At 46.2% G+C, this 21678-nt stretch carries 26 protein-coding genes and 1 pseudogene; 5 read left to right on the forward strand and 22 right to left on the reverse strand.

The features are described 5' to 3' along the window. Positions 1-18: 18 nt before the first annotated feature. From E8Q33_RS13260 to E8Q33_RS13300, 10 genes are all read right to left on the reverse strand, one after another. Positions 19-585 (reverse strand): class II aldolase/adducin family protein, encoded by a 567-nt coding sequence (locus tag E8Q33_RS13260; RefSeq protein ID WP_136555320.1) that lies wholly within the window; start codon positions 583-585, stop codon positions 19-21. Further along, positions 578-1801 (reverse strand): lipopolysaccharide assembly protein LapB, encoded by a 1224-nt coding sequence (locus E8Q33_RS13265; protein WP_247870104.1) that lies wholly within the window; start codon positions 1799-1801, stop codon positions 578-580. The genes E8Q33_RS13260 and E8Q33_RS13265 overlap by 8 nt, the downstream gene beginning before the upstream one ends. Beyond that, on the reverse strand, positions 1801-1995 hold the full coding sequence (locus E8Q33_RS16255; RefSeq protein ID WP_247870105.1) for an energy transducer TonB: 195 nt from the start codon (positions 1993-1995) through the stop codon (positions 1801-1803). Before E8Q33_RS16255 ends, E8Q33_RS13265 begins: the two co-directional genes overlap by 1 nt. Next, on the reverse strand, positions 1992-2510 hold the full coding sequence (locus tag E8Q33_RS13270; protein ID WP_247870106.1) for a hypothetical protein: 519 nt from the start codon (positions 2508-2510) through the stop codon (positions 1992-1994). Before E8Q33_RS13270 ends, E8Q33_RS16255 begins: the two co-directional genes overlap by 4 nt. Beyond that, positions 2482-2889 (reverse strand): biopolymer transporter ExbD, encoded by a 408-nt coding sequence (locus E8Q33_RS13275; RefSeq protein ID WP_069296122.1) that lies wholly within the window; start codon positions 2887-2889, stop codon positions 2482-2484. Before E8Q33_RS13275 ends, E8Q33_RS13270 begins: the two co-directional genes overlap by 29 nt. Positions 2890-2897: 8 nt before the next feature. Next, the gene (locus tag E8Q33_RS13280) at positions 2898-3362 is read right to left on the reverse strand and encodes a MotA/TolQ/ExbB proton channel family protein (protein ID WP_245652109.1); all 465 of its coding nucleotides are present in this window, start codon (positions 3360-3362) and stop codon (positions 2898-2900) included. Positions 3363-3402: 40 nt separating this feature from the next. Then, the gene (locus E8Q33_RS13285; protein ID WP_136555322.1) at positions 3403-4764 is read right to left on the reverse strand and encodes a MotA/TolQ/ExbB proton channel family protein; all 1362 of its coding nucleotides are present in this window, start codon (positions 4762-4764) and stop codon (positions 3403-3405) included. Then, positions 4761-5528 carry a DUF3450 domain-containing protein gene (locus E8Q33_RS13290; RefSeq protein ID WP_136555324.1) on the reverse strand — a complete coding sequence of 256 codons (768 nt, stop codon included), beginning with the start codon at positions 5526-5528 and terminating at the stop codon, positions 4761-4763. The genes E8Q33_RS13285 and E8Q33_RS13290 overlap by 4 nt, the downstream gene beginning before the upstream one ends. A 331-nt stretch (positions 5529-5859) precedes the next feature. Beyond that, the gene (locus tag E8Q33_RS13295; RefSeq protein WP_069296119.1) at positions 5860-6495 is read right to left on the reverse strand and encodes a response regulator transcription factor; all 636 of its coding nucleotides are present in this window, start codon (positions 6493-6495) and stop codon (positions 5860-5862) included. Further along, a complete protein-coding gene (locus E8Q33_RS13300) occupies positions 6492-7829 on the reverse strand; it encodes a LapD/MoxY N-terminal periplasmic domain-containing protein (RefSeq protein ID WP_069296118.1) in 1338 nt (445 codons plus the stop codon). Before E8Q33_RS13300 ends, E8Q33_RS13295 begins: the two co-directional genes overlap by 4 nt. 66 nt (positions 7830-7895) lie before the next feature. On the opposite strand from E8Q33_RS13300, the pseudogene hemL reads away from it, so the two are divergent. From hemL to E8Q33_RS13320, 5 genes and pseudogenes are all read left to right on the forward strand, one after another. Then, positions 7896-9180 (forward strand): annotated as a pseudogene (gene hemL, locus E8Q33_RS13305) (glutamate-1-semialdehyde 2,1-aminomutase). Beyond that, positions 9181-10623 carry an exodeoxyribonuclease I gene (gene sbcB / locus E8Q33_RS13310; RefSeq protein WP_136555326.1) on the forward strand — a complete coding sequence of 481 codons (1443 nt, stop codon included), beginning with the start codon at positions 9181-9183 and terminating at the stop codon, positions 10621-10623. Positions 10624-10660: 37 nt separating this feature from the next. Continuing rightward, positions 10661-11725, forward strand: coding sequence for a B12-binding domain-containing radical SAM protein (locus E8Q33_RS13315; RefSeq protein WP_247870107.1), 1065 nt, complete (start codon positions 10661-10663; stop codon positions 11723-11725). Beyond that, positions 11722-12171, forward strand: a complete 450-nt coding sequence (locus E8Q33_RS16260; RefSeq protein ID WP_247870108.1) for a DUF4080 domain-containing protein — start codon at positions 11722-11724, stop codon at positions 12169-12171. Before E8Q33_RS13315 ends, E8Q33_RS16260 begins: the two co-directional genes overlap by 4 nt. Before the next feature lie 125 nt (positions 12172-12296). Then, entirely contained in the window at positions 12297-12497 is a 201-nt protein-coding gene (locus E8Q33_RS13320; protein ID WP_069296115.1) for a DUF1289 domain-containing protein, read from the forward strand. Here the strand turns inward: E8Q33_RS13320 and E8Q33_RS13325 are convergent. From E8Q33_RS13325 to E8Q33_RS13380, 12 genes are all read right to left on the reverse strand, one after another. Further along, positions 12494-13045, reverse strand: a complete 552-nt coding sequence (locus E8Q33_RS13325) for a hydrolase (RefSeq protein ID WP_136555328.1) — start codon at positions 13043-13045, stop codon at positions 12494-12496. The genes E8Q33_RS13320 and E8Q33_RS13325 overlap by 4 nt on opposite strands. Positions 13046-13059: 14 nt before the next feature. Then, positions 13060-14382 (reverse strand): TolC family outer membrane protein, encoded by a 1323-nt coding sequence (locus tag E8Q33_RS13330; protein ID WP_069296113.1) that lies wholly within the window; start codon positions 14380-14382, stop codon positions 13060-13062. A 9-nt stretch (positions 14383-14391) separates the two neighbouring features. Continuing rightward, positions 14392-14718: a rhodanese-like domain-containing protein gene (locus E8Q33_RS13335; RefSeq protein WP_069296112.1), complete on the reverse strand. Its 327-nt coding sequence runs from the start codon at positions 14716-14718 to the stop codon at positions 14392-14394. 15 nt (positions 14719-14733) lie between these two features. After that, the gene (locus E8Q33_RS13340; RefSeq protein ID WP_247870109.1) at positions 14734-15393 is read right to left on the reverse strand and encodes a protein-L-isoaspartate O-methyltransferase; all 660 of its coding nucleotides are present in this window, start codon (positions 15391-15393) and stop codon (positions 14734-14736) included. A gap of 199 nt (positions 15394-15592) precedes the next feature. Then, the gene (locus E8Q33_RS13345; protein WP_069296111.1) at positions 15593-16378 is read right to left on the reverse strand and encodes an ABC transporter permease; all 786 of its coding nucleotides are present in this window, start codon (positions 16376-16378) and stop codon (positions 15593-15595) included. After that, complete coding sequence (locus E8Q33_RS13350) at positions 16375-17313, reverse strand: ATP-binding cassette domain-containing protein (protein WP_136555332.1); 939 nt, start codon at positions 17311-17313, stop codon at positions 16375-16377. The genes E8Q33_RS13345 and E8Q33_RS13350 overlap by 4 nt, the downstream gene beginning before the upstream one ends. A gap of 312 nt (positions 17314-17625) precedes the next feature. Continuing rightward, the gene (gene pqqE, locus E8Q33_RS13355; RefSeq protein ID WP_211116181.1) at positions 17626-18819 is read right to left on the reverse strand and encodes a pyrroloquinoline quinone biosynthesis protein PqqE; all 1194 of its coding nucleotides are present in this window, start codon (positions 18817-18819) and stop codon (positions 17626-17628) included. Continuing rightward, complete coding sequence (pqqD, locus tag E8Q33_RS13360; RefSeq protein WP_069296110.1) at positions 18791-19075, reverse strand: pyrroloquinoline quinone biosynthesis peptide chaperone PqqD; 285 nt, start codon at positions 19073-19075, stop codon at positions 18791-18793. Before pqqD ends, pqqE begins: the two co-directional genes overlap by 29 nt. Further along, entirely contained in the window at positions 19072-19800 is a 729-nt protein-coding gene (gene pqqC, locus E8Q33_RS13365; RefSeq protein ID WP_136555334.1) for a pyrroloquinoline-quinone synthase PqqC, read from the reverse strand. Before pqqC ends, pqqD begins: the two co-directional genes overlap by 4 nt. Before the next feature lie 20 nt (positions 19801-19820). After that, positions 19821-20735, reverse strand: coding sequence for a pyrroloquinoline quinone biosynthesis protein PqqB (gene pqqB / locus E8Q33_RS13370; RefSeq protein WP_136555336.1), 915 nt, complete (start codon positions 20733-20735; stop codon positions 19821-19823). A 139-nt stretch (positions 20736-20874) separates the two neighbouring features. Continuing rightward, positions 20875-20946, reverse strand: a complete 72-nt coding sequence (pqqA, locus tag E8Q33_RS16590; protein ID WP_081443609.1) for a pyrroloquinoline quinone precursor peptide PqqA — start codon at positions 20944-20946, stop codon at positions 20875-20877. Positions 20947-21210: 264 nt separating this feature from the next. Then, positions 21211-21678, reverse strand: a 468-nt coding sequence (locus tag E8Q33_RS13380; protein WP_168800213.1) for a PQQ-binding-like beta-propeller repeat protein, incomplete at its 5' end; no start/stop codon positions are given.

Raw genomic sequence — 21678 nt, forward strand, 5'->3', positions numbered from 1 at the left:
GGTTTCGTCAGTCAAAGATTATAGTTGAGCAGTCAGCCAGGCTGTTTTTGCAGAGAGCTCAACCGAACAACTCCACTTATAAGCCAAATTAATGGTTTCTGCACAGGCATACACACCATGCCCGCGAACAATGACAACTTTATGACTGGCAAGACCGCGTGCAACGGCTGAAGGTGACTTTTCCAGATATTCCGCATAATCAATTGAAATAACCGGCACCATCGGGAAGTAATACTGCCCTTCAAAATCTACTGGAATAAAATCTTTGCCGCTCATCGTCATGGCAATAGCATGCGGTCCATGACTATGAAATACAGCCTTTGCAGTGGGATTAGATTGGTAAGTCGCTATATGAAGAGGCGCATCGAGTGAAGCACCTTCGCCAATTTGTCCATCCAGACCACATAACACCAGCATTTCAGCGGTTAGGGTATCAGCACAACAGCCAGTTGGCGTTACCCATATCTGATCATGCCAACGCAATGAAGCATTACCACTATGCGAATCATTGCAACCATACTGGCGTAGCCAACGATAATGTTGAACCAATTGCCCTTTTAGCTCGGCCAGTGCGGTTTCAGGCATCTTCCTTATCCGACCGCGTATTCTGTAAATGTCTCAGCCATTGTGAAGCCTGATTGCGCACTTCAGCGAAGGCCAAAGCACGATTTAAATGCTGTTCGGATTGCTCCATATTTCCTACGTGATAATTGACCATTCCGGAGAGCATCCACGCTTGACCGCGTTTATCTTCAGGTAATTTTTCCAAACTCTGCTGCAATGGACCAGCCGCTGCAGGCCAGTTTTCCATGCTGATAAAGACTCGAGCAAGTTTCAAATCCGTCTCGCCAGAAGTATCCATCGATTGCATTCGGGCTAAAACCTGGGTCGCATTTTCATTTTCTCTGGCGGCTAACCAGCTGTCTGCCAATGATTCGAGATTTTTAAAATTACGTTCAATCACGCCATCGTCCATGGACTTTTGCAATAACTGAGCAGATTTATACGGAATATTCAAAAACCGATACATATTGGCAAGACGAATAACAGTATCGTTATCACCCATATTTAGGCGTTTAGCCAGCATTTGCACTGCCAATGAAGTGAGTCGTTTGTCCTGTTGAGCATATAATGCAGCGAGTTGATCCCAATAGGTTTTATTCACTGGAAAGCGTTCAATCAGAATTTCCAGAACATCTATTGATTGATTGTATTGCTGCATTTCCATATGCGCCGCCAGTTGCAAGCGATACCAGCTTTCTTTTGGCGCTCTATCGCGTTGAATGGCCGTTCGGATAGCTTCTACTGCTCTAGAAAACTGATTGATTTGGTAATAGGCGGTTGCCAGTAAAACATAGGCATTACTGTTGGCTTGCGGCTCATTCTTCAACCATTCGTTCAGTAAATCGATACCTTTCTGATAACGGTCATCACCAATCAATAACTGGGCAAGGTTGTAGCGCAGATTATGCGTTACATCTTCCGGTAAAGCATTCAGTGCCAGTGCCTGCTCAAACTGATCCGCTGCCAGTTTGTACTGCTCCGTTTCAGAATATAAATACCCAAGTGTTTGGAGCACCACCGCCCGCTCGTATGAACCGGCTTCAGTTTCACCGACCAGTTTTTTTAAATCTGCTTCAGCCTGACGATATTGCTGTTGCTCCATTTTTTCCTGAGCAGCATTCAGTGAGTTGTAGGTTTTTTCACTGAGTAAATAGTCATTTGCCAGCACACTAAACGGCCAGACCAAACAGCTTAAAATGGTCAGTAAAACGACTTTCTGATTTAGTGTCTTCATCATTATCTGGCCAGCTTAAATTCGATTTCCTGGGTGGCGCGGCGTTCTACCGGTTCACCATCAACCACTTTAGGTTTGAACTTCCACTTTAGAATCGCCGTCATCGCTGCGTTATCAAATACACTCTCCGGATTGGCAGAAACCACTACGGGATCTTTAACTTGTCCATCACGGGTAATGGTAAACGCCACTGTCACCACGCCTTCAATTCCGCGTCGCTGAGCAACACGAGGATAATTAGGTGGAATACGTACCAATGGCAGACCTCATCATCCATTTGCGGGCCTGGTTGTGCCGGCATTGTTGAAGGCGCCGGAGCAGGTTCTGCACTGAAATCCCCCAAATAGGGTTGACCAGCAATATTCAATGGCACATCAATTCTTGGCATATCCATTTTCGGTTGCTGCACATCCGGCTGCGTCATTTTGGGTGCCGTAGTCGGAGTTGGTGGCGGTGGTTCTTCCGGTGGTGGCGGTTTTTTCGGGATCTCACGTTTTATTGTCTCAGGTTGTGTTTCTTCCGGCTTGAGACGCACGAAATCCAAAACCAATGCTTCATTATCATCACGAAACAGGCTGCTATCTGAATTGGTCATTTCCTTCATCAAGGTAAACAAACCATAATTGACGACAATTGCCAGTAATAGTCCAATTAAGATCCGCATAGCCGGTGATTCTCCGCGACTAGTCTCGTTCAGCAGCAATTGAGACATTCGCAACTCCCGCCAAACGTGCCTGGTCCATGACCTCAATCAACAGGCCGGTTTTCGCATTTTCATCGGCCAGAATAATCACCGAACCTTCTGGATTTTCCGCATACATACGCTCTACATTAGCTCTCACCGCACGCCGATCAATCTGCCGTTGATCCATCCAGATTTCATCGTTTTCACGAATCGAGATCAGGATATTGGCCCGCTCTTTCTCTACTGCTGTTTTCGCCGATGGACGGTTTACATCAACACCAGTCTCTTTAACAAACGAGGTGGTGACGATAAAAAAGATCAGCAATATAAACACCATATCTATCAATGGTGTCATGTTGATTTCAGCTATACCGCCACTTTGACGGCGGGAATGTCGTTTTCGCATAAACTTTCCTAATCTCTGCGTAGGGCGTCAGCCACATTATTGACTTCTCTGGCAACACGCTGTTCCAGCTGAGTAATGAAATAGAGCCCTGATAAAGCGGTCAGCAGGCCGCCCATCGTTGTAATCAATGCCACTGAAATGCCACCAGCCATACCGCGAGTGTTGCCCGTTCCGAAAACGGTCATAACATCAAATGTCTGGATCATGCCATTTACCGTGCCTAATAAACCCAGCATCGGCAATGCGACGGTCAGCGTACGAATTAAAATCAGAAACCGCTCCAACATAACCCGGCTTTCGGCAATCATGCCCTGACGGATTTGTTGCGCATACCAACTGCTTAAATCTTGACGCTGATGCCATTCATCCATCATCTTGCGAACTTCACGTGGATGTAAAAACCAAATAAACACGTAACGTTCGATGATCAGCGTCCACATTAAAGTAGACGCCAGCAAAATCAGCCAGAGCACTGTGCCGCCGCTTTCCATCAGCAGCTGTATTTGAAAGAAATTATCCGTCACGGTGCAAGGTTTGAGCTTCAGCGTTACGTGCCACTATCGCTGCACTTTCTTCATCAAGGATCTGAATCAACCGATTACTCTTACTTGATAAAGCGCTATGAATTAACAAAATCGGAATAGCTACGGCCAATCCTAACTCCGTCGTCACCAAAGCCTGTGAGATACCACCAGACATCAGTTTTGGATCACCAGTACCAAATAAAGTGATGGCCTGGAAGGTTTCAATCATGCCTGAAACCGTACCTAACAATCCCAACATTGGGGCAACGGCCGCCAAAATTGCCAGTGTTATCAAGCCACGTTCAATACTTGGAGTTTCTCTTAGGATGGCTTCATCCAGTTTCAGAGACAAAGTTTCTACGTCTTGGGCAATCTTGTCGCTGTAAACAGACAAAATACGACCCAGTGGGTTTTTCAGATTCAATTCTTTGGTTTTTTGCTGTTTGCTGACACCGCGTTCTAGACGTATTAAGGTCACAAAGCGAATCAATGCAATCAATAGACCAATAGCACCCAAAAACAGGATGATGTAGCCAATCCAGCCACCTTGCTGGATACGCTCACGCAAGTCCGGTGTTTGTACAAGTAACGCCATGATGGCGCCGCGAGTCGGATCAACCACCACGGTTTTTAATTCACCGGCATCACTGTTTTCAAACGCTTCAACCTGATCGCGTAAACGTTGTACAGGTTGTCTGGCCAGTTCCACCAGAGTGCGGTTTTCAGACATGTAACGCAGGAATTTGCCATCACTAAATGCGGTAAACACACCGACGCGTGTTACATCTCTTTCGGCAACTTCACCGTTGGCGGTGATAACTTGTGCTTTAAATTGCTCAACTTTGCCGGAATGTGTCATCTCGTGTTGCAACACTAACCAAAGCTCGCGTAACTCATCGATAGTCGGCTGCTGTTTGCGTTCACTTAAACCTGTCAGAAAAGCGACACGTTCTGGGTATTGAACGGTGGTCATCGAGGTTTCAATAACGGCACGGCTGTCATTCGCCATTTGTCGGACGGAGCCAAATAGTTCGCCCAATGAGCCTGAACGTTCCTGTAATTGGGACTCTTTTTCCGCTAATTTGAATTCATTCTCTTCAAATTCATCATTAAGCTGCTCAGTTCGACGCTCTTCTGCCGCTAAATCGGCTTTGGCCTCCGACAATAGTTGGGCTTGACGATCGCGGGCCTGAAGAAATTCTGCTTCACGAATTCGATTTTGTTCTTGTTCAATCAACCGCTCACGTTTAACTTGATCCAATAACTGATCAAGGTTCACTGGTTTATCATCGGCAACAACGGCCAGCGGCAACAACAGTAAAGAAATTATAAAAATAGAAATGTTTCTCATTGGATCGCCTCTGGCGTTTTGACCGGCAGGGTTAACAGATCAGGTGGTAACTGTTTACGAGCCACCTTCAGACCTTGTACAACAGACTGAATGGAGTCCCGCGGAAGCTGCTGCCAGCTTCTTGTATCCTGATCCCACATACCCGCTTCACGTTGATCCAATGTCAGGTAATAAAGACCTACTCGCCCTACCCGCAGAAAATCAACTGTGCGACTGCGATCTTCAGTTTCCATTTCTCCTTGATAAGCTTCCAAGGTACGGCCATATTCGGTTTCGACCTGATATGCCTCAAAAATGCGACGGAATTTTTCAGCCAGATTCACATCGGCGCGAGCCATCATCGTTTTTAATTGTTCAACACGACTCGCACGTTCCTCTGGCAGAAATGGACTATCCAGTTCAACAAACTGTTCAATCACTTCGACCATTTTGATCATCAGGGGAACGATGTCACGCTGCGTGGTATCAATATTAGCTAACTGCGCATCCACTGAAACCAGCTCTTCTTGTTGCGAGGATACTAACTGTTCCAGCTGACTGTTATAAGCCGCCAGACTTTCTTTCTGATTCAGTACGCTGCGATATTCGGCTAATAGCTCACGAGTTTCATCGTCCAGGCTGTCAATTTGTTGCTGAGTACGTTGAGCCGCGGTATCAGTTTGCACCTGTTGATCCACGGCTTGGTCCAATGCGCCGGAATAGGCGAAAGTAGGCACCAACCAGATGCCAAGCAAGCAACATAGTCGGCTGAGATTGAATTGCATAAAGTTTTCCTTGTGTTACCGGATGTCGGCGGTGGAAATTAAAGCGACATCTTATAAGAGAAAACGCATAGAGGGAAGCCTAAATGCGATCTCTTATCATTTAGACGAGCAATGGAGAAAAAAGTGTAAAAAAAAGACAAAAAAAAAGCCAGACCGATTGGGTCTGGCTAAACCTTCATAGAAGGAGAGAGAAATATAAGACAATAGAAGCTGAACATTCCTATGGACTTGTGATACAGCTTACTGAATGCAAGCCCATTCGCCATGAGCGACTTCTCCTTTTAAAACGGGAATATGTTCCTTTTCAAAAACATACATGTAATACAGACGCTTAGGACGATAAACCATGACTGATTGCAAATCGCATCAGCTCAGCAGTTTTATTGATGTCCAGCTTGCCTTTTATTTGTGTCAGGTTATTAGCGACCGTCTTATAACTGATGCCTAAAACGTCCGAAATTTCATTCATGCTTTTACCTTCGCCGAGTAACCGTAAAATCTCTAATTCGCGGCGCGATAGATCACTTAGCGCACTGGTACCCGCATCAATGTTTAACATCGCCAGTTGCTGCGCCATGTCAGGACTCAAGTAAATTTTACCTTCAAGTACTTTACTCACCGCTTCAACCAGGTGATCGGCAGCGTTGTTCTTGGTGATATAACCACGCGCACCAGCTTGCATGGCACGAGAAGCAAATACCGGATCTTCATGCATGCTGAACATTAAGACCTTGGCAGTATCGCGATTGGCCCGAATGCGACGTAATACTTCAAGTCCACCGACGCCTGGCAGGGTGATATCCAATAACACCATATCCGGATACAGTTCCTGAAACATCCGGTAACCTTCTTCGCCAGTCTCTGCTTCGACTACTTTGGCTGAGGGAATTTGCTGAATTAACTGCCGACAGCCCGCTCTGACAATCGGATGATCGTCGACTACAAGGATTGTGATGTTTGGTTTCATTTTTTATTTTCACTCTTCATAGGGATCATTACCCGAACCTGCAAACCTTGACCTTCGGCAGTATCAAACGCAATCTTACCACCTAATGCCGAGACCCTCTCTCGCATACCGATCAAACCAAAGCCTTTCACGGCAGAAGTGTCCAGACCTTTACCATCATCTGTGACTGTAACCTTTATATATTGTTTTTCACGCTTAACTTCAACCCGTACATGACTGGCTTCTGCATGGCGAACACAATTGGTTGTACATTCCTGCACCACGCGATACACCGTCACTTGCAAAGTATCTGCAAGACCGGTGAAATCGCCAACGAAATCCCATTCCCAATCAATTTCCGGTTGTCGGTCACGCCAGTTATGCAACATATCACGTAAGGCTTCCACCAGACCTAAATCATCCAGAGTCATCGGCCGCAAACGACTAAGCATCTTACGTACTAGTGATTGAATATGGCTGGTAATCAATTTAACCGAGCTGACTTTTTCTTCGACATCCGGCAATTTATTTTCAATAGCAATGCGTTCGATTTCAGCCAGATCGACTCGGATACCAAACAGACACGGTGCCAGCTCGTCATGTAGCTCACGTGCCAGATCTCGTCGTTCAGATTCCTGTAAGGTCAGCATGTTTCCGGCCAGGGCATGGTTTTCAGCCATGGTAGTTTCCAAGACATCGGCCATATGATTAAAGCGAATCTGGATCGGTTTTAATTCTTTGGCGCCGCCGGTATCCACCCGCGCATGAAAATCGCCTTTTTCCAGATGTCCCAAGGCGTCCGCTAATTGCTGTAATGGTCTTAAACCATGTAATAACGCCAAATAGATCAAACTGGAAATAACTGTCAGGAAAAACAAACCTAAAAATAGCAGAGTTTCCATATCCCGCCAGACCTCGGTAACCTCGTCACTGGGATCTGCTTCAACTACCAGATAACCATACGATTGACTGCCACGAGTGATAAGTCGTCGAAAAGCGACTGCTTCAGGTTCCATTAATCGGATAAACCAGTCTGGCGCGTCTGGTCGATTAGTGAATGGCACTCCTTCTTCATGACCAATCAACGGTTGGCCATTCATATCTTCAAACCAGGCACGGATATGCCGGGTATGTCGCACACTATCGACGATCAAGGTTACCCGTTCACTCAAATCATTGGAAAACCTTAATGTCGGTAAAGCATTGATCAATAATCCACGCGCCAACTGGGTACTGGAGGCCATTTCGGCAGCCACCGCCTGGCGGGCATTCTGGATCATAAAATAGCCAGCGGCGACAAAGTTGAATACCAGAATCAAGGTTACAATGATCAATAAACGCAGTTTCAGGCTCATGTCGGGTCAGTTATCTCGCTGTGATAGGCTAGAATTATCGCACATCATCAAATCAGGACTCTGTAAATGCAAGCGCAAAGCAATCAACAACTTTTCCTTCAAGCTCAAAAACATATCCCCGGTGGCGTGAATTCACCGGTACGTGCATTCAAAGGTGTCGGCGGTGATCCGGTATTTTTCAGTAGCGCAAAAGGTGCCTGGCTCACCGATGTGGAAGGCAAAAAATATATTGATTACATCGGCTCGTGGGGACCGATGATTGCCGGTCATGCGCATCCGCAAGTCATTGAGGCCGTTCAGCTAATGTGCGCAAATGGACTGGGTTACGGCGCGCCTACAGCGATTGAAACCGAAATGGCGGATTTACTCTGTGAATTAGTACCTTCAATGGAAATGGTGCGTATGGTCAGCTCCGGTACTGAAGCGACCATGAGTGCTATCCGCCTTGCCCGCGGCCATACCGGTCGTGACAAAATCGTTAAGTTTGAAGGCTGTTACCACGGTCATGCAGACTCGTTATTAGTCAAAGCTGGCAGTGGCGCATTAACCCTCGGTGAACCCTCTTCAGCTGGTGTGCCTAAAGCGATTGCCGAGCACACCATTACCTTGCGCTACAACGATATGGAATCAGTCAAACAGTGTTTTGCTGAAATTGGTGCTCAGGTGGCCTGTATTATTGTTGAACCGGTAGCTGGCAATATGAACTGCATTCCACCGATTCCGGGATTTCTCGAAGGCTTGCGCGAAGTCTGTGATCAATACGGCAGTCTGCTTATTTTTGATGAAGTCATGACCGGTTTCCGGGTCGCTTTGGGCGGTGCGCAGCAGCATTACGGAATCAAGCCCGATCTCACTACCTTGGGTAAAGTTGTTGGTGGTGGTTTACCGGTTGGAGCCTTTGGTGGCCGCAAAGATGTTATGCATTCGATTGCCCGCTTGGCCCTGTTTATCAGCAGGTACGTTATCCGGCAATCCGGTGGCTATGGCAGCAGGCTTGGCGACTTTGAAGCTGGTACAACAACCAGGCTTTCATGATCGCCTCAGTCAACAGACAGCTAAATTAGCCAATGGCTTGAAACAAAAAGCCGATGCGGCCGGTATCCCGATGAGTGTTAATTATGTTGGTGGCATGTTTGGCTTTTTCTTTACCGAAGAAAACAACATTGAGTTTTTTGAACAGGTCACCCAATGTGATCAGGAACGTTTTAAAAAGTTTTATCACGGCATGCTGGATCGTGGGGTCTATCTTGCACCTTCTGCATTTGAGGCGGGCTTTGTCTCTGCTGCACATGGCGATGATGAAATTGAAGCCACATTGGCAGCAGCTGAACTGGTATTGGCGAGCTTATAAATGAATACGCTGTACTGGCACGATTATGAGACGACTGGCACCGATCCGCGCTTTGATCGGCCATTACAGTTCGCCGGAGTTCGCACCGATGAAGATCTGAATATCATCGATGAACCGTTGATGATTTACTGCAAACCGGCAGCCGATGTATTACCGCATCCAATGGCGAGTTTAATAACGGGCATCACGCCACAGAAAGCCCGGCAGGAAGGTCTGACTGAGGCCGAATTCATCAAACAAATTCATAATGAACTGTCACAGCCCGGCACTTGTGGTGTGGGCTATAACAGTTTGCGGTTTGATGATGAATTTACCCGCTTCGCCCTGTTTCGTAATTTTTACGATGCCTATGCCCGTGAATGGCAAAACAACAATTCACGCTGGGACATTATTGATATGGTGCGTCTCACCCGGGCTCTGCGCCCGGAAGGAATTGAATGGCCAAATCGTGAAGATGGCCTGCCAAGTTTTCGTCTGGAAGCCTTAACTGCAGCAAACGGTATTGAGCATAAGGGTGCCCATGATGCGTTAGTGGATGTGTATGCCACCATCGCGTTGGCAAAACTGATTAAAGATCGTCAGCCAAAACTGTATGACTATATTTATCAGTTACGCCGTAAACAGCAGCTCGCTCCGTTACTGAACCTGCATCAGGCTGATCCGGTTTTGCATACCTCACGCATGTACCCTTCTGAATATTGCAATACGGCATTGGTGGTGCCAATTGCCAAAGAACCCAATAACAGCAATGGGGTGATTGTTTATGATCTGCGCCATGATCCCTCTGAGTTACTGGAGCAGGATGCCGATACCATTCGGCAATGGTTATTTACGCCCACTAAAGATTTACCTGAAGGTGTTTCGCGTCCGGCATTAAAAACTGTACAAATCAATAAATGTCCGGTCATTGTGCCTGCAGCTACGCTGGATGATGCCGCTGCCGAGCGGCTGCAGATTGATCGGGAATTAAGTCATAAACATCTGCAACTATTACGTGAGGCGGGCGAATCGTTTCAGCAAAAATTGCAGAAAGTTTTCAGTCAAAAATCATTTGATGAGATAGACGATGTTGATACCAGTTTGTATGGCGGCGGATTCTTTGATGACAGTGATAAAAACAAAATGACCCTGATTCGCGAAGCGGCTCCCGATCAATTGGGCACGTTATCGATTCCTTTTAATGATTCGCGATTACCGGAAATGCTGTTCCGTTATCGAGCGCGTAACTGGCCTGAATCGTTAGATGAAAGTGAAGCAGAACAATGGCAGCAGTTCTGTCGTAACAAATTAACCGCAACTGCGTCGCCTGGACTTACATTTGAAAAATTTAACGCCGCATTAGCGGAGTGTAGGCAGCAAGAGCTCACCACAGCCCAACAGCAAACTTTGGACGACTTACAACGTTATGTCACCGAGCAACAAACCGCATTAGGAATTAACTGAACAGATTGATTGGCCACGTTTGATTTACAATGTGCGCATGTCGACTACTGCCAAAATCCTGCTCACTACGCTTAATGCCCGCTATATGCACTCGGCATTTGGTTTGCGTTATTTATATGCCAATCTCGGTGAGCAGCAATCCGCCGCTGAACTGATCGAATTTACTATTCAGGAACAACCGCTAAGCATTGCTGAAAAATTGCTTAGCTATCAGCCTGAGGTTATCGGGTTCAGTGTGTATATCTGGAATGTTAGTGAAATTGAGGCGGTAGTCGGGCTGTTAAAATCGATTAAGCCTGAAATTCGTATTATTCTCGGTGGCCCGGAAGTCAGTCATTCACCTGATTTGCCGAAAGTGTGTGAGCTGGCCGACTATGTGATTGCCGGACCCGGCGAACAGGATTTTCGTGAGCTGTGCGAAAAATTACTGCGCAATGAAAATCCTGCAACTAAATATATTGATGGCCGAGCAACACCACTGGAGCAGTTGATTCTGCCCTATCGTTTTTACAACGATGAGGATATTCGCAACCGGTTGATCTACGTTGAAGCTTCCCGTGGCTGTCCATTCAAGTGTGAGTTCTGTTTATCGGCTTTGGATAAAACCGCGACGGCATTTCCACTCGATGCGTTTCTCGCTGAAATAGATCAGCTTTGGCAGCGCGGCGTGCGAAATTTTAAATTTATCGACCGTACCTTTAATCTGAAAATCACCACCAGCATTGCCATTCTGGAGTTTTTCCTGGAACGAATGAGCGATGATTTGTATCTGCATTTTGAAGTGGTACCGGATAATCTGCCGGACAAATTGAAATCAGTTTTACAGAAATTTCCGCCCAATAGCCTGCAATTTGAAATCGGTATTCAGACCTTTGACAGTGAAATTCAGGAACGTATCAGTCGTAAGCAAAACAACGATAAAAGCAAAGACAATATTCGCTGGCTGCGGGAACATAGCGGCGCGCATTTACACACTGATCTGATCTTTGGTCTGCCTGGCGATACCTTGGAAAATTTTGCTGATAGCTTTGATCAATTGATCGCATTGAATCCACATGAAATTCAGGTCGCATTCTCAAACGTCTGCGTGGCGCGCCATTGAACCGGCATAATGAACCCAGTGATTTACGCTTTAATCCTTTGCCGCCGTATAACCTGCTCAGCAGCCGTGAAATCGACTTTTCTACCATGCAACGGGTCAATCGTTTTGCCCGTTACTGGGATTTAATCGGTAACTCAGGACGCTTCATCAATACCCTGCCGTTGCTGCTGGATGAACAACCGTTCTGGCATTTTATGACATTGTCAGATCAGATTTATCAGCGTACCGGCCAAACCGCCAAAATTGCCTTGAAACGACTGTTTGAACTGATTTATGTTGTGCTGACAGAAGATATGCATCACCCGGCGGAATTGGTCAAAGATCATCTGCGGCTGGATTATGCCCGTGCAGGTCTCAAAGGTCAGCCGGATTATGAAGCGCTGCCAACCTTAAACAAACCTGCCAAAGTCGGCACGGCAAATAAACGCCAGCGGTTTCATGCTTAAGCTTTACAATCAGCCTTAGCTGGGAACCAATTTAAGCTGTTGGGTTTCGTACCTCAACCCAACCTACCCTGCCAATGAATGTTGGGCTTCACAAACTCAGCGCCAAACTACGATCAGACACTATCATGAACTCAGATAAATCATTCACTCCCAGCCCCTGCATTGGAAAATGTGGGCTTAATGCTCAGGATATCTGCCGGGGCTGTTTTCGGACGATGGATGAGATATTACGTTGGGAAAAAATGAGCGAAGCTGATAAGCAGGCCACTGTAATCAATTGTAAAACCAGACGGCAGCAACGATCCGCTACACAGAGAAATCGTTAAACAATCAATTTAGCCAGCGTTTTAAATTCTGCGTGACTGGCATCGCCGAGCCATTCAAACAATACTGATTCCACATTACTGATCACCACGCTAGCATGACGCATACGTTGCAAAGCATTGTACTGGTTACATTTTGCGCGCGAACAAACACCGTCTTCAGCCACATGAACACTGTAATTCTCAGCTTTAAGAGCCAAGGCAGTTTGCAATACACAGATATGTGTTTCCATTCCCACCAGAATGACTTGTTTGCGTCTGGTCGCAGCGAGTTGATAGCGAAAATCCTCTGAGCGCATACAGGAAAAACAGGTTTTCTCAATGGTTTTTGTACCAATAGGTAAGTTGCTCTGAATCACTGATTCCGTTGGTCCAAGCCCTTTGGGGTACTGCTCAGTGACAATAACCGGAATATTGAGTACCTTGGCAGCGGTAAGCAGAATTTTAATCTGATTGGTCAGGCGCTCATGCACACCTTCTGGCATAGCTTGAGCCAGTTTCTGTTGCACATCGATTACGACTAAAACGCTGTCTTGGGAATTTGCCATCATGGCAATAAGACTCCTTAAGCCCTGGGTTCCAACCACTGATTGATTTGTTCAATATCATTGGTACTAACAATACCGGCCGCCTGTTTCAACCTTAATGTATTCACGACATAATCATAACGAGAACGCGAATAATCACGTAATGCACTGAATAATTCACGGCGCGCATTCAACACATCCACTGTCGTGCGAGTACCAACTTCAAAACCTGCTTCGGTGGATTCCAATGCTTTTTGGTTGGAATATACCGCTTGTTTTAACGCATTCACCCTGCTGATACCCGACATCACACTGTTATAAGCTGCACGCGTCTGCCGTAAAATAGCTCGCCGTTGTTCTTCTTCATTTTGCATCGCTTCATCCAGCCGGAAACTGGCTTCACGGGTTCTGGAGCTGACCACACCACCGGCATAAATCGGGATATTGACCTGCAAACCTAATATCTTCTGATGGGTTTTATTGCTACCGCTTAAGTTGCTGTCACTTTGCGAGGTGTAACCTTTCTGGGCGACTAAATCCAATGTCGGATAATGCCCGCTGCGTTCAAACTCGATATTTTCTCTGGCAAGGCCGACATTGCTGCCAGCAGCAAGCAAAACCGGATTCATCACGATGGCCTGCTCGCTCCACTCATCAATACTTTCAGGTTCTGGTTTAACCAGCGGTGTTTCATCTCTGAGTTCAGCCAGATTACCAGGATAGACACCGGCCGTTTCACGCAAAGCTTCACGGCTATTTGCCACCAAATTTTCAGCTTCAATAACGGCGGCGTTGGCGAGATCATAAGCAGCACGAGCTTCGCTGACATCGGTAATTGTTGCCAAGCCAACCTCAAATCGTTGATCGGCCTGTTCAAGTTGTTTTTCAATCGCTTCAAGCTCTGCCAGGGCAAAACTCAGATCATCTTCTGCACCCAATACCGCAAAATACCGTTCAGCAACACGAACAATCAGTTCCTGTTCGGCAAATTGATAATTGGCAGCCGCACCTTCAATGGCAATATCTGCCTGACGGGATTGCACAAAATTATTACGCCGGTAAATCGGTTGTACCAGACTTAAAGTGTAACCGTGGTCATTGTATTCACTGGTGCCCCCAAAACGTTGAGATGAGCTGTCACTCCATACCCGACTATTGTTAGCAACAATATCAATCTGCGGTAAAAATGCTGCATCGGCCTGATCAGCTAGTTCGCCGGTTGCTCGTTGTGCTGCGCCTTGCGCCATGAGGATCGGATCACTTTGGACAGATAGATAATAAATATCTACCAGATCTTGAACCGCCAATGCCGGTCGACAAAATACAGCTGCAAAAAAACTAACGATAAACAGCGACTTCATGCTCAATCCTTAATATACGTTCATGCTGGTATCGATTTGCGCTGCCCAGGCGTTCATACCACCTTCAAGATTAATTACGTCAGAAAAACCTAATTGTTCAAGATATTGGCCGACTTGAGCGCTGCGTTGACCAGAACGGCAAATCAACACTATCGGACTGTCTTTCACCGTTTCAAGTTCATCCACATGGGCCGGAATACTATTCATCGGGATATGTTGTGCATTTTCCAGCATGCCGTTAGCAAGCTCGTGTGCTTCACGCACATCTATCAAAATGGCTTCCTGCCCGTGGTCCTGCAAAAATTCATCTAATTGAGTTGCTGACATTTGTTTCATAACACGTTCTCTACGTTAAAAAGTGAATTCAGTTTTTGTTTCAGCGTGCACCAGGGGAGCCACTACGGTTTCAAATAAATTTTCGGTTTGCCATTGCCATTCGCCGGAACGGGTAATGCGCTGCACTTGCATCGCCGGTGGCTGCCCAGTGATGGCGACTAAATGACCGCCAACTTTGAGTGCATGCAGATAATCTTCCGGCACTTGCTGACAGCTTGCCGTCAATACGATGACATCAATTCGATCTGCCAGATTCCAACGATGACTGGCATCTCCACAATGTAAAGTCACATTGTGTATACCAGCCGCTTCCAGTCTTGAGCTGGCTAATGTAGACAGTTCAGCAAAATACTCAATACTAATGACGTTTGAAGACAGTTGTGCGATCAATGCGGTGAAAAAACCACTGCCCGTACCAATTTCCAGGACCGAGTCAGTAGGTTTCAATTGCAGGAACTGCAAAATCCGCCCTTCTTCCAGTGGTGTCCACATAAACTGACCACAGCCTATCGGCAATCGAGTATCTGAATAAGCCAGTTCTTTGTAGTCATCCGAGACAAACTGTGCACGATCAATCTGTTGTAAAGCCTCCAGAACTTGTGGATTGGAAACTTCATTGGGCCGTACCTGCTGCCAGACCATATTCGCATGAGCTGGATTCATGGTGGATGTCATTGGTAATTCCTGAGCGTTACATGCTGCTTTCAATTGGCTAGGATAGGGCCTTTCCATGGGCTGCGCAACCGCGGTTGTATTGCTAATTTAAGTAGAAATAGCTGAGCGACTTTGATTGGTTGCAGAGTAAATTACTAGTGAGTGATCTGTTGAGACTGAACGTGGATTTTCTAGCAGTCAAACACCAAATTTATTTTACTTAACCACGCTTAGTCGCACGATGAAACAACGGCTCGTGAACCGATTCTCGAGAAAAACGCCAGCAGGCGATCCCAATTGCGACTGCAGAAAAGATTATAAGCACCGCAATATCTGTCCAAATAGAAAAATCCGACTGAGCAGCAGGAACGGCATGTTTCAGAAGATCCACACCATAACTGAATGGATTAATCAGCACTACATACCGCAAAATATCCGGTAATTGGCTCACCGGATATAACGCACCACTAAGGAAAAACACCGGAAAAATAAAGAAATTCATGATTACTGCAAAGTTATCCAATGTTTTGGAAAATACTGCAATCAAACCACCCATCGACGCGCATGCCACCGCTGTTAATAACGCAGGTGGTATCAACAGCAACGCTATCTTGATATCAATCAAACCAATCAACAGTAATATCACCAATAGCAATAATGCCTGCACCATAGCGGTAATTGTGGCGGCAATCAGCTTGGATAACACAATCCAGTAATGCGCCACTGGTGCGATCATCATCATGCGCATAACACCGAACTCTTTGTCATAAACCAGCGTTAAGGCCGATAACAACGCAGCAAATAACAAGGTCATAGCCAGCACACCAGGCACCAGAAATTGCAGATAGCCCTCCTGCTGTTCTCCACTAAGCATACTACCAACGCCCGATCCTATGACTAATAACCAAATCATTGGTCTTACCATAGAGCTAAATAAGCGGGCTTTTTGACGAAATAATTTTGTCAGCTCACGCCCTACAACGGCTTTAACCGGTAACCAGCTCATGCTGCCTGCTCCTGCTCTGGTGGGCAGACTTTCCACAGATACACATCATTAAGATTCGGTTTGCGCCAACGCATGGCGTTAATGCTATGACCCAGTGCTTGTTGCAGAGAATGCAGATCGGTTTCGGCATTTTTAATCAAAAAGCTTAATTGTTCATCTTCGATGATCGGTTGACCAAACTGCGGGGTCAGACGCGAAACCACATGCTCAATATCCACACATTCAATTTCCAATACATAGGCAGCAAGTTGTCGCATCAAGTCAGTGGGCTTTCCACCTTTTTGCAACACACCACGTTGAATGAAATCCACATGATCACAGGCCACTGCCTCTTCAAGATAATGGGTGGTTAAAAATACTGTCATGCCATGGTCGCGACGTAACTGTTCGACAAAACGCCAGATAGATCGACGATTGGGTAAATCCAATCCAATTGTAGGCTCATCGAGAAATAACACTTGCGGCTGATGCAATACACCACGGGCAATATCCACAGCACGACGCTGACCACCAGAAAGTGCCAGCAATTTGGCATCACGTCGAGCACCGAGATTAAATACGGCTAATAACGCTTCAATACGCTCGTTAGCCTGTTTTTTAGACATGCCGTACAGCGCAGCGGCAAACTGCAGATTTTCATTCACTGTCATAGTGCGATCTAAAGCGGAATCCTGAAACACCAAGCCAACCGAACGACGAATCGCCACCGGATCAGCCGATATGGATCGGTTAGCAATCCAGGCTTCACCTGCTGAAGGTGAAGTCATGGTGGTGAGCATATGAATAGTAGTGCTTTTACCAGCACCATTAGGACCTAACAGCCCATAACATTGACCCGCTTTAACCTGAAGATCCAGCCCATTAACGACAACGGCCTGACCGTACTGTTTGGTCAGGCCGCTGGTTTTAATTGTTAGGGTCTGTTGATCTTTCATAGCGGCCTCTGTTGTGAATTGAAAATACGCCACACAAGGCGCGAGGAATGTAGTTTGTGAGATACATCCATGTATCTCACCCTTTAGGGCTTACGCTCAAAAACGTTCCAGACGTTTTTGTAGTTATTCTAAATGAATGACGAGCAACACCGTGTGGTGTTTTTTCAATCACAACCCGGAGGGCTGGGGGCACATTCCGCCCCACCGCGTTGGAAATGATTTATGTAGAACGACTACACCGCATCATTACCGCCTTGTTGGACAAAATGTGCCTCCAGCAGTGGTGGCTATGAAAGATCAACAGACCCTCACTCAGAAACCACTGATTTGTTTCGAGTTTTTCGGGTTACGGAATACCAATGGTTTGGCGATTTCAATTGGTTTTTCAGATTCCCTGCGGCCACGTTCAATTGCTTCGTCGACGACATGACGATTGGGCGATTTACTGCAAACCGGATCAGCTGCTGCTGGATCGCCAGTCAACATATAAGCCTGACAACGACAGCCACCAAAGTCTTTTACTTTTTCATCGCAACTGCGGCATGGCTCTTTCATCCAGTCGAAACCACGGAAACGATTAAAGTCGTTGGAATCTTCCCAGATCTCTTTCACGCTGGTATCACGGACATTCGGCAACGTCATGCCGGGTAACTCACGTGCAGCATGGCATGGTAAAGCCGTGCCATCCGGAGTGACTGTCAGGAACACATTGCCCCAGCCATTCATACACGCTTTAGGACGATCTTCATAATAATCAGGCACAACGTAATAGATCTTCATATTGCCTTTTTGCTGTTCCTGATATTCATGCGCGATGCGCTCAGCACGAACCAGCTGTTCTTTCAAAGGCAATAATTGATCACGGTTGTGCATCGCCCAGCCGTAATATTGAGTGGTCGCCAGCTCGACATAATCCGCATCCAGATTGATTGCCAGATCCAGGATTTCGTCGATTTTATCGATGTTCTGCCGATGGGTAACAAAACACAACACCATCGGATAACCCGCAGCTTTAACCGCTTTGGCCATTTCAATTTTGTGTTGAAATGCATCGGTACCGGCAATCAGATTATTCAAATCCTCTGAACTTGCCTGGAAACTGACCTGGATATGATCCAGTCCAGCTTCTTTAAATGCGATAGCTTTACTTGAATCCAAACCAATACCAGAAGTAATCAAATTGGTATAAAAGCCCAAATCACGTGCAGCACGAATTAATTCAATTATATCCGGGCGGGCTAGAGGCTCACCGCCCGATAAACCAAGTTGTGTCGCTCCCATTGCCCGGGCTTGTTTGAATACATCAATCCATTCCTCGGTGGTCAATTCGCTTTTGATTTTGGCGAAATCCATCGGGTTTGAACAATATGGACATTGTAACGGACAAGCATAAGTCAGCTCAGCCAAGAGCCATAATGGCTGTCGGATAGCATCACGTACATTCATCCCCAGAGCACCACCGGTGCTGCCGGGTGCTTTATTCTGCTCTGATCCAGTCGTTGCCATGTGCTTCCTCCAAAAACTGATAGACGTCATCGTCTAAATCTGCGCCATCAAAGGCGACTTTAAGTTCAGCAATTAACTCGCTGACGGTCTGTTTTTTCTCGCTAATACGCTTCAATATTTCACCGGCGGCCGGGTTTAATTTGACCATGCCTTCGGGATAGAGCAATACGTAACAATCCTGCATTGGCTCCCATTGAAAGCGGTAACCTAATGCCAAAACCGGCACACTATCTGCGTTAAATACGCGCTTGGTCATTTTTCAACATCCATACAATAAGGTGGGCGATCTTCAATATACGCCATCCACATTGCATCCAACATGGTCCATAAGATATCCAGCTTGAATTGCAGCAAATCCAACGCTCGCTGCTGCTTCTCACGCGTATCACAATAATCCAGCGTAATTTGCAGGCCGTGCTCAACATCCCGGCGGGCTTCGCTTAGGCGTTTACGGAAATAACGATAGCCACTTTCATCAATCCATGGATACAGTTCAGGCCAGTTATCCAGACGTGCCTGATGAATCTTCGGTGCAAACAGCTCAGTCAAAGAGGAACCGGCCGCTTCCTGCCATGGCGCACGGCGGGCAAAATTAACATAGGCATCAATTGCAAAACGTACACCTGGTAAAACATGTTCATAAGAAGTCAGTTCTTGGCGGGTTAAACCCACCGCTTCACCTAGTTGTAACCAGGCTTCAATCCCACCTTCCTGACCTTCAAAACCATCGTGGTCCAAAATGCGTTGTACCCAATGTTTACGTACTTCGGCATCTTCACAGTTGGCCATAATTGCCGCATCTTTAATAGGAATCGCGGTTTGATAATAAAAGCGATTTGCTACCCAGCCCTGAACCTGTTTCTGGTTCAGCTTGCCCGTATGCATCAGTTTATGAAACGGATGATTGATGTGATAGAACTGCTCTTTATCACGCAGCTTCTGTTCAAATTCTTCTCTTGACCATGGTGTGTTGTCAGCCATCGTTTGCCCTTTCCCGATTGTTATAGCTCAATATCCATGCCGTCATATGCCAACTCAATTCCTGCGTTGTTCAGCACCTGACGTTCTGCCGATTCTTCATTGAGGATCGGATTGGTATTATTAATATGAATCAAAATCTTACGTGGACGTTCCATCGAATTTAAGAAACTGATCGTACCGCCCTCTTCTGACTGGTTGATATGGCCCATTTCCTGGGCACGTTTATCACTAATGCCTTCTTTTGACATCTCATCATCAGTCCAAACCGTGCCATCTACTAAAACCACATCAGCATTACGCATAAATTCAAGTACATGATCTTCAACTACCCCAAGACCCGGCGCATAAAACACATTTTTACCAGTGCGGGTATCTTCAACACGAATGCCGACGTTGTCGCCCGGCACGGTATTGTGACGATGAGGTGAATAGGGTGGCGCTTCACTCTTTAGTGGCACGGCGGTAAATATCAGCCCTGGTGCTGCCGGGATAGTAAATGACTTCAAATCGGTTTTGATTTCGTGCCAGTTGATACCACGAAAATGACCAAGAATATTAAATACCGGAAAGCCAGTGGTCAGATCACCATGTACCGCTTCAGTACAGTAGATATCCCAAGGCTTGTTATGTTCACGCAGTGTCAGCAGACCTGTCACATGATCAATTTGTGCATCAGTAATCAGAATTGCTTTGATGGCGGTATCACGAACTTCTCTGGCGGGTTGTAATGCCGGAAAATCATCCATTTGTTTTTTGATATCAGGTGAAGCGTTAAACAAAATCCAATCCACACCATCAGAGCTGATGGCAATTGACGATTGTGTCCGAGGGCTCGCTTTTACTGTTCCTTCACGCACACCTTTGCAGTTGTTGCAGTTGCAATTCCATTGTGGAAAACCTCCGCCGGCGCCTGACCCCATGACATGTATGTGCATATTTCTCTTTCCTGTCGACTATTCAGCAAATCACACTGATTTATTATGGATCGTCATCGTAACGTAAAGCGGTCTGATTTGCTGGTCGGTTGAAGATGTCCGGGGCATTCACCCCGGACACATATTTGCTCGTTAAATCTTAACGATTGCAGATATACATGGTTACTTCAAAACCGAAACGCATGTCTGAATATTCTGGTTTAGTCCACATAATAAATTCCTCTCTAATAGTTGTATTTAACGCCGCCTGAACGATTCACGCGGTACAAGCATATTACGGTGATGTGGGATAAGTAGCGTCAGCAATTGTCCTCTTGAAGTTCAGGATTTTCCTGAATGGGTATCAGGAAAAATAGCCTGAAATTTTTACTACGAACTTGTTTAAATTTCAGCAAAAAAAAACCCGACATCAATGATGCCGGGTTCTTAATTTAACTTACTTGTCTATTTATTAACTATAGACTTTCTAGCAGTCTTACAGGCTAAATACGCTCAGAATACCACCCAGGTTAGTCCAGCTAGACAGTGCTTTGTAAGCACCAACTGCGCCCAGACCATCTGAATCATTTTCTAAACTTGGGATAGCCATACCGATACCAGCCCAACCACCTACACCAGACAGGATAGAAATATACTGTTTGTTGTTGTGTTTGTAGGTATTAACGTTACCGATAATGCCTGATGCTGTTTTGAATCTCCACAGTTCACGACCTGATTGGGCATCAACTGCTTTCAGGTAACCTTCCAGCGTACCGTAGAACACAACATCAGAGGCAGTTGCTAACGCACCTGACCATACTGAGAAACGCTCTGGGTTTGACCAGACGATTTTACCTTCACGAGCATCCCAAGCAATGAAGTTACCCAAGTGCGTGCTGCCTTCTGGTGGGTACATGCTCAATGTCGCACCAACGTATGGTTGACCGGCTACGTATTCAACTTC

This window comes from Methylophaga sp. SB9B, from assembly GCF_004832235.1.
Taxonomy (GTDB): domain Bacteria; phylum Pseudomonadota; class Gammaproteobacteria; order Nitrosococcales; family Methylophagaceae; genus Methylophaga; species Methylophaga muralis.

Coding starts and splice junctions, on each gene's coding strand:
- E8Q33_RS13260 (WP_136555320.1), bottom strand. CDS start 585: ATGCCTGAAACCGCACTGGCCGAGCTAAAAGGGCAATTGGTTCAACAT.
- E8Q33_RS13265 (WP_247870104.1), bottom strand. CDS start 1,801: ATGATGAAGACACTAAATCAGAAAGTCGTTTTACTGACCATTTTAAGC.
- E8Q33_RS13270 (WP_247870106.1), bottom strand. CDS start 2,510: ATGTCTCAATTGCTGCTGAACGAGACTAGTCGCGGAGAATCACCGGCT.
- E8Q33_RS13275 (WP_069296122.1), bottom strand. CDS start 2,889: ATGCGAAAACGACATTCCCGCCGTCAAAGTGGCGGTATAGCTGAAATC.
- E8Q33_RS13285 (WP_136555322.1), bottom strand. CDS start 4,764: ATGAGAAACATTTCTATTTTTATAATTTCTTTACTGTTGTTGCCGCTG.
- E8Q33_RS13290 (WP_136555324.1), bottom strand. CDS start 5,528: ATGCAATTCAATCTCAGCCGACTATGTTGCTTGCTTGGCATCTGGTTG.
- E8Q33_RS13295 (WP_069296119.1), bottom strand. CDS start 6,495: ATGAAACCAAACATCACAATCCTTGTAGTCGACGATCATCCGATTGTC.
- E8Q33_RS13300 (WP_069296118.1), bottom strand. CDS start 7,829: ATGAGCCTGAAACTGCGTTTATTGATCATTGTAACCTTGATTCTGGTA.
- sbcB (WP_136555326.1), top strand. CDS start 9,181: ATGAATACGCTGTACTGGCACGATTATGAGACGACTGGCACCGATCCG.
- E8Q33_RS13315 (WP_247870107.1), top strand. CDS start 10,661: ATGTCGACTACTGCCAAAATCCTGCTCACTACGCTTAATGCCCGCTAT.
- E8Q33_RS13320 (WP_069296115.1), top strand. CDS start 12,297: ATGAACTCAGATAAATCATTCACTCCCAGCCCCTGCATTGGAAAATGT.
- E8Q33_RS13325 (WP_136555328.1), bottom strand. CDS start 13,045: ATGATGGCAAATTCCCAAGACAGCGTTTTAGTCGTAATCGATGTGCAA.
- E8Q33_RS13330 (WP_069296113.1), bottom strand. CDS start 14,382: ATGAAGTCGCTGTTTATCGTTAGTTTTTTTGCAGCTGTATTTTGTCGA.
- E8Q33_RS13335 (WP_069296112.1), bottom strand. CDS start 14,718: ATGAAACAAATGTCAGCAACTCAATTAGATGAATTTTTGCAGGACCAC.
- E8Q33_RS13340 (WP_247870109.1), bottom strand. CDS start 15,393: ATGACATCCACCATGAATCCAGCTCATGCGAATATGGTCTGGCAGCAG.
- E8Q33_RS13345 (WP_069296111.1), bottom strand. CDS start 16,378: ATGAGCTGGTTACCGGTTAAAGCCGTTGTAGGGCGTGAGCTGACAAAA.
- E8Q33_RS13350 (WP_136555332.1), bottom strand. CDS start 17,313: ATGAAAGATCAACAGACCCTAACAATTAAAACCAGCGGCCTGACCAAA.
- pqqE (WP_211116181.1), bottom strand. CDS start 18,819: ATGGCAACGACTGGATCAGAGCAGAATAAAGCACCCGGCAGCACCGGT.
- pqqD (WP_069296110.1), bottom strand. CDS start 19,075: ATGACCAAGCGCGTATTTAACGCAGATAGTGTGCCGGTTTTGGCATTA.
- pqqC (WP_136555334.1), bottom strand. CDS start 19,800: ATGGCTGACAACACACCATGGTCAAGAGAAGAATTTGAACAGAAGCTG.
- pqqB (WP_136555336.1), bottom strand. CDS start 20,735: ATGCACATACATGTCATGGGGTCAGGCGCCGGCGGAGGTTTTCCACAA.